Annotated in this window: 13 protein-coding genes and 1 tRNA gene; 5 read left to right on the top strand and 9 right to left on the bottom strand. The window is 73.1% G+C overall.

The genetic code is table 11. The features are described from left to right. Positions 1-296 precede the first annotated feature (296 nt). Positions 297-2,156 carry an acyl-CoA dehydrogenase gene (locus ABKW28_RS18060; RefSeq protein ID WP_348612191.1) on the bottom strand — a complete coding sequence of 620 codons (1,860 nt, stop codon included), beginning with the start codon at positions 2,154-2,156 and terminating at the stop codon, positions 297-299. A 172-nt stretch (positions 2,157-2,328) separates the two neighbouring features. Between ABKW28_RS18060 and ABKW28_RS18055 the strand changes: the two genes are divergently transcribed. Next, on the top strand, positions 2,329-2,787 hold the full coding sequence (locus tag ABKW28_RS18055; protein WP_193668380.1) for an Rrf2 family transcriptional regulator: 459 nt from the start codon (positions 2,329-2,331) through the stop codon (positions 2,785-2,787). Between the two features lie 25 nt (positions 2,788-2,812). Here ABKW28_RS18055 and ABKW28_RS18050 read toward each other — a convergent pair whose 3' ends face one another. Further along, a complete protein-coding gene (locus tag ABKW28_RS18050) occupies positions 2,813-3,952 on the bottom strand; it encodes a hypothetical protein (protein WP_348612189.1) in 1,140 nt (379 codons plus the stop codon). Positions 3,953-4,086: 134 nt separating this feature from the next. Here ABKW28_RS18050 and ABKW28_RS18045 point away from each other — a divergent pair, with 134 nt between their 5' ends. Further along, positions 4,087-4,554 (top strand): nuclear transport factor 2 family protein, encoded by a 468-nt coding sequence (locus ABKW28_RS18045; RefSeq protein ID WP_348612185.1) that lies wholly within the window; start codon positions 4,087-4,089, stop codon positions 4,552-4,554. 14 nt (positions 4,555-4,568) lie between these two features. Here the strand turns inward: ABKW28_RS18045 and ABKW28_RS18040 are convergent, their stop codons facing one another. The 4 genes from ABKW28_RS18040 to ABKW28_RS18025 all read right to left on the bottom strand — a co-directional run bounded on the left by ABKW28_RS18040 (position 4,569) and on the right by ABKW28_RS18025 (position 6,780). Then, the gene (locus ABKW28_RS18040) at positions 4,569-5,240 is read right to left on the bottom strand and encodes a DUF2461 domain-containing protein (RefSeq protein ID WP_348612183.1); all 672 of its coding nucleotides are present in this window, start codon (positions 5,238-5,240) and stop codon (positions 4,569-4,571) included. 42 nt (positions 5,241-5,282) lie between these two features. Then, positions 5,283-5,783 (bottom strand): DUF5994 family protein, encoded by a 501-nt coding sequence (locus tag ABKW28_RS18035; protein WP_348612181.1) that lies wholly within the window; start codon positions 5,781-5,783, stop codon positions 5,283-5,285. Positions 5,784-5,881: 98 nt separating this feature from the next. Beyond that, a tRNA-Gly gene (locus ABKW28_RS18030) sits at positions 5,882-5,957 on the bottom strand. Between the two features lie 37 nt (positions 5,958-5,994). Further along, positions 5,995-6,780, bottom strand: a complete 786-nt coding sequence (locus ABKW28_RS18025; protein ID WP_348612179.1) for an SGNH/GDSL hydrolase family protein — start codon at positions 6,778-6,780, stop codon at positions 5,995-5,997. Positions 6,781-6,846: 66 nt separating this feature from the next. On the opposite strand from ABKW28_RS18025, the gene dcd reads away from it, so the two are divergent. From dcd to ABKW28_RS18010, 3 genes are read left to right on the top strand one after another with little or no spacing between them, the layout of a single operon-like run. Beyond that, positions 6,847-7,422 (top strand): dCTP deaminase, encoded by a 576-nt coding sequence (dcd, locus tag ABKW28_RS18020; protein WP_193668370.1) that lies wholly within the window; start codon positions 6,847-6,849, stop codon positions 7,420-7,422. Next, the gene (locus ABKW28_RS18015; protein ID WP_348612177.1) at positions 7,422-8,309 is read left to right on the top strand and encodes a hypothetical protein; all 888 of its coding nucleotides are present in this window, start codon (positions 7,422-7,424) and stop codon (positions 8,307-8,309) included. The genes dcd and ABKW28_RS18015 overlap by 1 nt, the downstream gene beginning before the upstream one ends. Positions 8,310-8,311: 2 nt before the next feature. Next, positions 8,312-8,653 (top strand): TraR/DksA C4-type zinc finger protein, encoded by a 342-nt coding sequence (locus tag ABKW28_RS18010; protein WP_348612175.1) that lies wholly within the window; start codon positions 8,312-8,314, stop codon positions 8,651-8,653. 28 nt (positions 8,654-8,681) lie between these two features. Here ABKW28_RS18010 and ABKW28_RS18005 read toward each other — a convergent pair whose 3' ends face one another. The 3 genes from ABKW28_RS18005 to ABKW28_RS17995 all read right to left on the bottom strand — a co-directional run bounded on the left by ABKW28_RS18005 (position 8,682) and on the right by ABKW28_RS17995 (position 10,353). Next, positions 8,682-8,837 (bottom strand): hypothetical protein, encoded by a 156-nt coding sequence (locus ABKW28_RS18005; protein WP_193668364.1) that lies wholly within the window; start codon positions 8,835-8,837, stop codon positions 8,682-8,684. Positions 8,838-8,897: 60 nt separating this feature from the next. Then, positions 8,898-9,722 (bottom strand): DUF4097 family beta strand repeat-containing protein, encoded by an 825-nt coding sequence (locus tag ABKW28_RS18000; protein WP_348612173.1) that lies wholly within the window; start codon positions 9,720-9,722, stop codon positions 8,898-8,900. Positions 9,723-9,834: 112 nt separating this feature from the next. Next, on the bottom strand, positions 9,835-10,353 hold the full coding sequence (locus ABKW28_RS17995; protein WP_348612171.1) for a pilus assembly protein HicB: 519 nt from the start codon (positions 10,351-10,353) through the stop codon (positions 9,835-9,837). Between the last annotated feature and the right edge of the window lie 85 nt (positions 10,354-10,438).

The following is a 10,438-nucleotide window of genomic DNA, read 5'->3' as shown; positions in this document are numbered from 1 at the left end:
GGCCCGTCGCGCCGTGCGCCCCTGCGGAGAGCCGGTGTCGGGGCTGCCTGGCGAAGCGTTGTGCCCGTTCGGCTACGAGCCCGGAGCGGAGTCCCCGGGCTGCACGGACCTCGGCACGAGCGGATGGTTCGGGGGGGCGTCGGACCTTCCGACGGCGACACCGCCGCAGCCGGCTGTCTGGCCTCGCCAACCCGAAGGCACGGTCGGTCCAGCGGGATGGGCGTCAAGCACCGAGCCGCCGCCGGCACCCGCTCGCGCGGGGCCGACGGCGGCCCGTGGTCGTGCTGTGCCTCAGGTCAGAACGCGGCCTCGTCGAGGTCCATCAGCGACAGGTCGACCGCCTCGGCGATCGCCCGCTCGCTGCTGATCTTGGGCAGGTTGTAGGACGCGAAGAACTGCGCGGCCGCGACCTTGCCCTCGTAGAACGACTTGTCCTTGGCCGACACGTCGCCGCCGAGCTTCTCCAGCGCGACCTCGGCGCCGCGCAGCAGCAGCCAGGCGCAGACGACGTCGCCGAGCACCATCAGCAGGCGCGAGGTGTTGAGCCCGACCTTGTAGATGTTGCGGATCTCGTCCTGGGCGCTCATCAGGTCGTTGATGAGGTGGCCGACCATCGCGTTGGCGTCGTCGAGGGCGGTGGCCAGCAGCTGGCGCTCGTTCTTCAGGCGACCGTTGCCGGCCTCGCTGTCGATGAAGCCCTGGATCTGCGCGGCGAGGTGGCCCAGCGCCTTGCCTTGGTCCTTGACGATCTTGCGGAAGAAGAAGTCCTGGCCCTGGATCGCGGTCGTGCCCTCGTAGAGGGTGTCGATCTTGGCGTCGCGGACGTACTGCTCGATCGGGTACTCCTGCAGGAAGCCGGAGCCGCCGAAGGTCTGCAGCGACTCGGTGCCCAGCAGCACCCACGAGCGCTCGGAGCCGTAGCCCTTGACGATCGGCAGGAGCAGGTCGTTGACGGCCTCGGCGAGCTTGGTCTCCTCGGTGTCCATGGTGCCCTCGTGCTCGGCGACCATGATCTTGTCCTGCCACGCCGCGGTGTAGAAGACCAGGGAGCGCATCGCCTCCGAGAACGACTTCTGCACCATCAGCGAGCGACGGACGTCGGGGTGGGCGGTGATCGCCACGCGGGGGGCGGTCTTGTCGCCCGACTGGGTCAGGTCGGCGCCCTGCTGGCGCGACTTCGCGAACTCCAGCGCGTTGAGGTAGCCGGTGGACAGGGTGGCGATGGCCTTGGTGCCGACCATCATCCGGGCGTTCTCGATGACCTGGAACATCTGGGCGATGCCGTTGTGCACCTCGCCGAGCAGCCAGCCCTTGGCGGGCTCCTTCTCACCGAAGGTGACCTCGCAGGTGTTGGAGACCTTGATGCCCATCTTGTGCTCGACGTTGGTGACGTAGACGCCGTTGCGCTCACCGGTCAGCTCGCCGGTCTCGTGGTCGAAGTGGTGCTTGGGCAGCAGGAAGAGCGAGAGGCCCTTGGTGCCGGGCCCGCCCGCGCCCTCGACGCCCACGGGGCGCGCGAGCACGAGGTGCATGATGTTCTCGCTCATGTCGTGCTCGGCCGAGGTGATGAAGCGCTTGACGCCCTCGATGTTCCACGAGCCGTCGTCGTTCATCGTGGCCTTGGCCCGGCCGGCACCCACGTCGGAGCCCGCGTCGGGCTCGGTCAGCACCATCGTGGCGCCCCACTGGCGCTCGACCATGATCTCGGCGATGCGCTTGTCGCGCTCGTTGCCGTTGCGGTGCACGACCCCGGCGAACGGCGCGCCGGCGCCGTACATCCACACGGGGGCGTTGGAGCCGAGGACGAGCTCGCCGAGCGCCCAGACCAGGCTCGAGGGGGCGGGGGTGCCGCCGAGCTCCTCGTTGATCTGCAGGCGCCAGAACTCGGAGTCCATCCAGGCCTGGTAGCTCTTCTTGAAGGACTCGGGGATCGGCGCGGTGCTGGTCTCGGGGTCGAAGACCGGCGGGTTGCGGTCGCTGTCCTCGTAGGAGGCCGCCAGCTCCTCGCGTGCCATCCGGTCGACCTCGGCCAGGATCTCGCGCGCGGTGTCGCTGTCGACCTCGCCGAAGGGACCGGTGCCCAGCACCTCGTCACGGCCCAGGACCTCGAACAGGTTGAACTCGATGTCGCGCAGGTTGCTCTTGTAGTGGCTCACGGCCCCCACCTTCTTCGTCGTCAGGTCTACGGCCGGCCGGCAGACGCAGGTCATACTGGTCGGTAACTTGAATGGTACGGGCCAGTAACTTGACTCGCAACAGGATCACCCGGCCGGGTCGCGGACCCTGATAGTCGAGTTGCTTGATCGACTCGTCTGAGACACTGGACTCGTGCGAGTTTCCGCGAAGTCCGACTACGCCCTGCGGGCGCTGATCGAGATGGCGGGCCGCACCGACCGCAAGGCCGTCAGCGCCGAGGAGCTCGGCCGGGTCCAGGACATCCCGCACGGCTTCCTGCAGGCGATCCTCGCCGACCTGCGCCGCGCGGGCATCGTGATGTCGCAGCGCGGGCAGTCCGGTGGCTGGCGGATGGCGCGCGAGCCCGAGGGCGTCTCGGTGGCCGACGTGATCCGCGCCGTCGACGGGCCGCTGGTCTCGGTCTACGGGCTGCGTCCCGAGGCGGTGGAGTACAACGAGTCCGCCGAGGTGCTCCAGCACGTGTGGATCGCGGCCCGCCGCTCGCTGCGCGACGTCTTCGAGCAGGTCTCGATCCGGCAGCTCGCCGACCGCGACCTGCCGGCACAGGTGACCGAGCGCACCGCTGACGAGGACGCCTGGCAGCCGCACTGACGCCCGGCGTCCCTCGACCGGGTGACTAGCCCATGGCAGCGGCGAGCCGGGCCTTGAGCGTGGCCTTCTTGCGGGCCAGCTTGGCCACCCGCGCCTCGAGCTCGTCGTTGTGCTCGCGCAGCCGCGTCGTCTCCACGAGCAGGTCGGCCAGGGCGTCGGTGGCCGAGGCCAGGCGCTGGTCGGTGGTGCTGGTGTCGGCGGCGTACGCCGCTCCCAGCGCCAGCGGGGAGGCCGGCTGCAGGTGGGCGGTGTCGCCCACCAGGCTGTAGCCGCCCTCGGCGACCGCCTTGGCCCAGGCGTCGGCCAGGTCGCAGAGCTCGTCGTGCAGCTCGGGCGAGAGGCCGCCCGTGGTGCTCTGGCCCAGCCCGTCGGGCTCGTGGGCGCGCAGCTGCTCGTCGAGCGCGGCGCGCGACTCGCGGACCTGGGCGCGGCCGTCGACCGCACGGTTGACGTGGCGCAGCACGCCCAGGCCGACCGGGCCGAGCGGGCTGCGCTCGGGCTCGCGCATCGGCAGGCCCTCGGCCTGGACCCCGACCAGCTCGGCGATGGTGCGCCAGGTGGCCTCGGTGCGGTCCTGGCCGGGGGCGGGAACGACGACGTGCAGGCGGTCGGGGCTGTGCAGCTCGGAGCGCCAGCGCTGCAGGACCGCGGCCACGTCCTGGCCGGCCCAGAAGTCGCGGGCCTCCTCGGTCTCGCGGCCGCTGTCGAGCACGCGGCGCGAGTAGCGGCGCAGCGAGAGCGACCCGCCGGCGCGCACCGCCCCCGCCCAGCCGTCGACCAGCTGGGAGGCGGGGTCGCGCAGCGTCGCCACGACGTGCACGTCGAAGCCGCCCAGGGAGTCCAGGAGCAGCGCGACCTGGTCGGGCGACGCGCCCGCGAGCAGCTCCTCGCTCACGACCACCGCAGCGTGTGCGGTGGCGCCCTGCTTGCGGGCGCGCCGGACCAGGTCGGCCCAGGCGCCCTCGACCTCGCGCCGCTTGAAGCCCCAGGCCTTGTGCAGCCGCCGCATCTCGATCGCGGCGCGCAGCGAGTCGTCGGGAGTGCGGGCGGGGCTGCGCACGCCCAGCTCCAGGAGCCGCTCGCGGTGCTCGGCCAGCCCGGCCGCGACGCCGTCGGCGCCGGTGTGCTCGAGCCCGATGTGGAGGACGAACCTGCGCTTGCTCATGGTGCTCACGCTCGCAGCGCCTCGCGGCGGGCGGGTGAACTGCGGGTGTCGTCGCCGTCACGGCTCGTCGACGCCCTGGCCTCGCACCCGTCCAGCACTAGAACATGTTCCACTTGGGTCCTACGATGCCTCGCATGACGACCTCGCTCCCGTCCGCCATCAGCTCACCCGCCGTGGAGTGGCACGCCACGCTCGACGAGCACCCCGCCCGGACGGCCTCGATGCGCTCGTACTCCGCGGTGGCCAAGGGTGACCTCGAGGAGTGGCTCGGCGTCTACGCCGAGGACGCGGTGCTGGAGGACCCCGTCGGTCCCTCGATGTTCGACCCCGAGGGGCGCGGCCACCACGGCCACGAGGGCATCGCCGCGTTCTGGCGCCTGGCGATCGAGCCGATCGCGACCTTCCGGTTCGAGATCAGGAAGTCCTTCGCCAACGGCTCGACCTGCGCCAACGTCGGCACCATCCACACCGCCTTCGCCGACGGCGGCTCCACCCACACCGACCTCGTCATGGTCTACACCGTCGGCGACGACGGCCGGGTGCGCTCCATGCGCGCCTTCTGGGAGCCCGAGCGCACGATGGCCACCTACCGCGCCCCCTGACCCGGCGGCGGACCTCAGTCCTGGCAGTGCCGCGCCAGCCACTCCACGACGGGACGCAGGGTCCGCCAGTCGTCGCGCACCAGGTCGAGGGCGGCGGGGGTGTGGATGACCGGCTCGAAGCCGTGGGAGCGGCCCAGCGTGAGCGACTTGTGGCGCAGCAGCTCGATGCGCGGGTGGTCGGCGTCGAATCCGCGCGGCGAGGTCTTGAGGCGCTCGCCGCCCAGCTCGAAGCCCTCGGCGACCGCGGCGGCGACCAGCGACTCCAGCTCGGGGCCGAACCGCTCGTGGGCCACCGCCTCGCGGAACGAGGCCAGCCGGGTGCCCGCTGCCTCGTAGAACCCGGCCCCCGTGCGCAGGCCGCGCGGCGAGATCTCGACGTACCAGCCGGTCGCCGGGCCCACCGCGACGAACGCCCCCTGGTGGGTCTTGTACGGCGTCTTGTCCTTCGCGAAGCGCACGTCGCGGTAGGGCCGGAAGATCTTGGCCTGCCCGAACTCCGGCTCCAGGGCCTGGCACAGCGCCGTCATCGGCGCCTTCACCGACGCGGCGTAGACGTGCTTGTGGGCCTCCCAGTACGACTTCGTGTTGTCGACCTCGAGGTCGTCGTAGAAGTCCAGGGCGGCGGACGGGAAGCCGGTGAACTCACCGGGGGCCCCGCCCGCGCCGCTGGTCGCTGGTGGAGTCATGCCCCGAGCCTAGGACGCCGCGAGCCCACCGGGCGGGTGACCTCAGACGCCGGCGGCCCAGTGGTCGGCGACGATGCTCGCGGCCTCGCCCTCGACGGTGTGCAGGAGGTCGCTCGCGTCGTGGTGGTTGCCGGGGGTGGCGGCGGCCAGGAGCGCCTCCTCGCCGTGCCCGTCGCTGAACTCCGGCGGCACGACGGCCAGCAGCCACACGCTGCGGTCCGTCATCGTCAGGTGCACCAGGTGGGTGTCGTCGTGGGGGAAGAACCCGACCTTGACCTGGCCGGCGGCGACCGGCAGGGAGCGGGTGGGGCGGTTCTCCCAGGCCGGCGGGGAGTAGAGGACCCGCACGATGCGGCCCCGATCGGGCGGGAAGCCGTCGACCAGCTCGCGCAGCTCGACGCTGAGGTCGCGGCTGTGCGGCCACCACCCGCCGTCGAGGTGGTCGTGGCCCTGGTGCTCGGTGAGCCGGAGCCGCAGGTGGCCGGCGGCGGGCGGTCCGGCCGGCGAGGAGGCGGGGGAGGAGGGTGCGGTGGCCGTCGTCATGACGTGTGCCTCTCGACCGTCTGCGCAGCGGCCCGGCGGGCTCGAGCGGACGGTCATTCGCCTCGAGAGTACGCCCGAGGGGGCGGGGGAGGCATTCGTGGAGCGGACGACGAGACTCGAACTCGCGACATCGACCTTGGGAAGGTCGCGCTCTACCAACTGAGCTACGTCCGCACGCACCACCGAGGTGGTGCGCGGCCATGCTAGACGATCACGCGCCGGCCGGTGCGATCCGGGTGTACTCGGGGTAGCGCGGTGCCATCCCGTCGCCCGACGAGCGTCCGGTGACCCGGCGGTGCACCCACGGCACCAGGAAGCTGCGCACCCAGGTGGCGTCGGTGCGCAGCCGCTGCGCCCACGACGTCGGGCCGGGGTCGGCCAGCACCAGCGGCTCCAGGCCGTGGGCGACCCCGAGGGTGTCGAGCACCTCGATCGCCATCCGCTGGTGGCCGGCCGGGCCCATGTGCATCCGGTCGGCGTCCCACATCCGCCAGTCGGCGTACTCGCTGAGGTGCCAGTAGTCGAGCACCCGCGCGCCCTGGCGGGCGGCGATCTCGCGCACGCCCTCGCTGTAGCGGCGGAACCGGTCGCGCACCAGCTTGTACGTCGCCGAGCCGCCCGGGTCGGCCGAGGTCCACACGAGCACCTCGGCCCCGGCGGCGCGCAGCCGCGCGATCATCTCCTCGTACGACGCCAGCAGCGTGTCGAGGTCGACCGAGGGCCGCATGATGTCGTTGGCACCGGCGTAGACGGTGACCAGGTCGGGCCCGAGCGCCAGCGCCGGCTCGAGCTGCTCGTCGAGGATCGGCGCCAGCTTGCGGCCGCGGATGGCGAGGTTGGCGTAGGCGAAGCCGGGGTCGTGCGCGCCCAGGACCTCGGCGACCCGGTCGGCCCAGCCGCGCACCCCGTTGGGACGCGCGGGGTCGTGGTCGCCGACCCCCTCGGTGAAGGAGTCGCCGAGGGCGACGTAGCGGGCGAAGCGGGGGCTCGAGCTCATGGCCACCATTCTCCCCGGGTGCCCGGCTGCTCCCGCGGGCGGGTCGCGGGCGGTAGGTTGGCGCCCGTGCTCCTCAGCGACCGCGACATCATGGCCGAGATCGACGCCGGGCGGGTCGCCCTCGACCCGTTCGACCCCACGATGCTGCAGCCGTCGTCGATCGACGTGCGCCTCGACCGGTTCTTCCGGGTCTTCGAGAACCACAAGTACCCGCACATCGACCCGGCGGCCGACCAGTCCGACCTGACGCGGATGATCGAGCCCGAGGGCGACGAGGCGTTCATCCTGCACCCCGGCGAGTTCGTGCTCGGCTCGACCTACGAGGTCGTCTCGCTGCCCGACGACATCGCCGCGCGCGTCGAGGGCAAGTCGTCCCTGGGCCGGCTGGGCCTGCTCACCCACGCGACCGCCGGCTTCGTCGACCCCGGTTTCAGCGGGCACGTCACCCTCGAGCTGGCCAACGTCGCCACGCTGCCGATCAAGCTCTACCCCGGCATGAAGATCGGGCAGTTCTGCTTCTTCCGGCTCACCTCACCCTCGGAGCACCCCTACGGCTCGGAGAAGTACGGCAGCCGCTACCAGGGTCAGCGCGGCCCGACGCCCTCGCGCTCGTTCCAGAGCTTCCACCGCACCACGATCTGATGGCTCCGGCCGACGACCCGCACCCCGACGAGGACCGCCCGGTCTTCCTGCTCGGCACGGGCTGCCAGAAGGGCGGCACGGCCTGGCTGCACGACTACCTCGGCTCCTCCGCCGAGACCGACCTGGGCTTCATGAAGGAGTACCACGTCTGGGACCGGCTCGACCTCGACGAGGACCTGCCCGGGCTCAAGCGGGTGCTCAAGCGCGGCCGCACCGCCCTCGACACGCTGGCCACGGGCGGTCGCAGTGCCGACGTGCGCGCGCTGCGCCAGGCCACGTTCATGCTCGACCCGGACTCCTACTTCGACTACTTCGCCTCGCTGGTCGGGCCCGGCCGGGCCCGGCTGACCGGCGACCTGACGCCGGCGTACGGCGGCCTCGGCGCGCCGCGCCTGGCGATGCTGCGCGAGGGCGTCGAGCGGCGCGGGCTGCAGATGCGGGTGCTGATGTCGCTGCGCGACCCCGTCGAGCGGATCTGGTCGGCGGTGCGGATGATGCAGATGCGCCAGCCCTCCCGCTACCCCGGCGGCTCGGCCGACTGGGTGCGGCGCCTGCACACCGGCGACGAGGTCGCGGCGCGCACCCGCTACGACCTGACGCTGGGGCGGGTGCGCGAGGCGCTGCCCGCCGACCAGGTGCACGTGGTGCTCTACGAGACGCTCTTCGAGCCCGCCTCGCTGGCCGCCCTGACCGCCGACCTGGGGCTCTCCCCGATCGAGCCCGACACCGAGTCCCGGCCCAACCAGACCCCGCGCACCACCGAGGTGCTGCCCGACGAGCTGGTGGCCCAGGTGGCGCGGCACTACCGCGACGTCTACGCGGGCATCGACCAGGCCTACCCCCACCTCGACGTCGGGTCGCGGTGGGCCTCGGCCCGCTTCCTGTGAGCGTGCCCGCGGGCGCCCGGGCCCGGCTCGAGGCCGAGCGCGCCGAGGTGCTCGAGCGGCTCGCGCTGCTGCGTGCCGACCTCGAGGGCTTCCGTGCCGCCTCCGAGCGCGACAACGCCGACGACGAGCACGACCCGGAGGGCGCCACCATCGCCTTCGAGCGCTCCCAGGTCGCCGCGCTGCTGCGCGAGGGTGAGCGGCGCCTCGGCGACCTCGACGCTGCGCTCGAGCGCGAGGCCGCCGGCACGTACGGCGTGTGCGAGCGGTGCGGGCGCGACATCCCCGTCGCGCGGCTCGAGGTCCGACCGGGCGCCCGCACCTGCGTCGCCTGCGCGTCGCGCTGAGCCGTAGCCCCCGGCGGGGGCTACGGCCTCAGGGGTCGAGGCGGTCGGCGACGCGCCGCAGGCCGCGCGCCAGCCGGTGCCGCGGCAGCGTGGTGGCGGGCATCCGGGGCGCGCGGGCGCGCACCAGGCGGTCGCTGACCAGCGCGCGGGCCTCGGCCTCGATCATCGTGTGCTGCTCGTTCATGGGGCTCTCCCTGGGTCGATGTGTGGTGGATGGTGCGGAGGGGTCGGGGCAGGGCAGGGGTCAGGCCTCGTGCAGGGTGACGTCGCCGCTGACCAGGACGCCGTGCACCTCGACGTGGTCCTGCCCGTCGGCGGGCGCCCCGGTGGGCGGCAGCGCCGAATGGATGCGGCCGGAGAGGGTGCGCACGTCGGCCCAGACGGGGGTCCCCGGCGCCACCCCGACGCGCAGTGCGCCCGAGGCACCCTTGACGTCGACGCGGCCGCGGGTGATGCGGCCCAGGAGCAGGTCGCCGCTGCCCGAGCTCATGGAGACGTCGCCGCCGGCCTCGTCGACGCGCAGGTCGCCCGAGCCGGTCTTGAGGGTGAACGCGCCGGCGCTGCGGCGCACCCGCACGTCGCCGGACCCCGTGGAGACCGTCGCGTCGGCGCCGAGGTCCCCGAGCAGCACCTGCCCCGACCCGGTCTTGACCCGCAGCCCGGCCCGCGCGTGCTCGACGCCCAGGTCGCCCGACCCGGTCTCGACGCTCGACTCGCCCTGCAGGACGTCGAGGCGTACGTCACCGGAGCCGGTGCGCACCCGGGTGGCGCCCGCCACGCCCTCGACCACGACGCCGGCGCTGCCGGTGCGGATCGCCGGTCGGCTGCTCGGCGGGGCGCTGACGTGCACCTGCAGGGGGCTGGTGCCGGCGCCGAGCAGGCCGCGGCGCGGCGCGACGACGCTGACGGTGCCGCCGTCGTGGTCGACCGCGACCTGCGCCGCGTCGCGGCCCTCGACGCGGACCGTGGTGGTGCCGGTCCGGTCGGTGAGGTCGAGGTGGACCAGCCCGCTGCCGATCTCGACGTGCAGGTCGACGGGGTCGGGGGTGGTGAGCTCGTGGTGGGTCATGGTGGCTCCTGGGATGCCGGGGACGACTGGGATGAGGGTGTGCTCGTCCGCGGGACCGGCCGGAGGGCCGTCCCAGCGGGTGCGCTGGTGGTCGGGGAGGTGTCGGTGCCGGTCAGATCCAGCCGTTGAGCCGGCGCCCGCGACCGCCGCCGAAGGGGAGGGAGGACAGGTCGACGTCGACGCGCACGGCCCGGTCGCCGCTCTCGCTGGTCGCGTCGCGCACGACGCCCACCAGCCAGTTGTTCAGCGACGTGCCCGCGCGGGCCGCCAGCTCCTCGGCGCGGGCCTTGACCGGCTCGGGCAGGCGCAGCGTGACCCGGGCGACGACGCCGTCGTCACCCTCCTCTGTCGACGGGGGCGGGGGCGGAGGAGAGGCGGGCGCCGGGGGCGGAGTGGTGTCGACGACGAAGTCGAGGTCGCGGCCGTCGAGCCGGACGTCGACGCTGCCGGTCGGCAGGGCTGAGGTGATCTCGGCCGCTGCGTGAGAGACGGCCTCCATCAGGGCCAGGCGCACAGCCGGGTCCAGGGCGTAGGTCAGCCGCTCCGTCGCGGAGCGCACCTCGGGGCCGCCGGCCTCCGCGGCGGCGAGCAGGTCGTGGCGCAGGCGCTCGACGTACGGGGAGATGTCCATGCGCACCACTATGACGCCATGGTGACGCCACTGCAAGAGGTAGTGACGTCATTTCTGATGTCACAGTGGCGTCACTCGGGTCCGC

The sequence above is a fragment of the Nocardioides sp. 31GB23 genome (assembly GCF_040012395.1).
GTDB classification, from domain to species: Bacteria; Actinomycetota; Actinomycetes; order Propionibacteriales; family Nocardioidaceae; genus Nocardioides; species Nocardioides salarius.
The sequence above is the reverse complement of the archived record's forward strand: the minus strand, read 5'-3'. Positions and strand labels throughout refer to the sequence as shown.

Bases quoted from the DNA above. Each gene is read 5' to 3' on its own strand.
- ABKW28_RS17995 (WP_348612171.1), bottom strand. From the start codon at position 10,353: ATGGACATCTCCCCGTACGTCGAGCGCCTGCGCCACGACCTGCTCGCC.
- ABKW28_RS18040 (WP_348612183.1), bottom strand. From the start codon at position 5,240: ATGACTCCACCAGCGACCAGCGGCGCGGGCGGGGCCCCCGGTGAGTTC.
- ABKW28_RS18045 (WP_348612185.1), top strand. From the start codon at position 4,087: ATGACGACCTCGCTCCCGTCCGCCATCAGCTCACCCGCCGTGGAGTGG.
- ABKW28_RS18000 (WP_348612173.1), bottom strand. From the start codon at position 9,722: ATGACCCACCACGAGCTCACCACCCCCGACCCCGTCGACCTGCACGTC.
- ABKW28_RS18050 (WP_348612189.1), bottom strand. From the start codon at position 3,952: ATGAGCAAGCGCAGGTTCGTCCTCCACATCGGGCTCGAGCACACCGGC.
- ABKW28_RS18035 (WP_348612181.1), bottom strand. From the start codon at position 5,783: ATGACGACGGCCACCGCACCCTCCTCCCCCGCCTCCTCGCCGGCCGGA.
- ABKW28_RS18015 (WP_348612177.1), top strand. From the start codon at position 7,422: ATGGCTCCGGCCGACGACCCGCACCCCGACGAGGACCGCCCGGTCTTC.
- ABKW28_RS18005 (WP_193668364.1), bottom strand. From the start codon at position 8,837: ATGAACGAGCAGCACACGATGATCGAGGCCGAGGCCCGCGCGCTGGTC.
- ABKW28_RS18025 (WP_348612179.1), bottom strand. From the start codon at position 6,780: ATGAGCTCGAGCCCCCGCTTCGCCCGCTACGTCGCCCTCGGCGACTCC.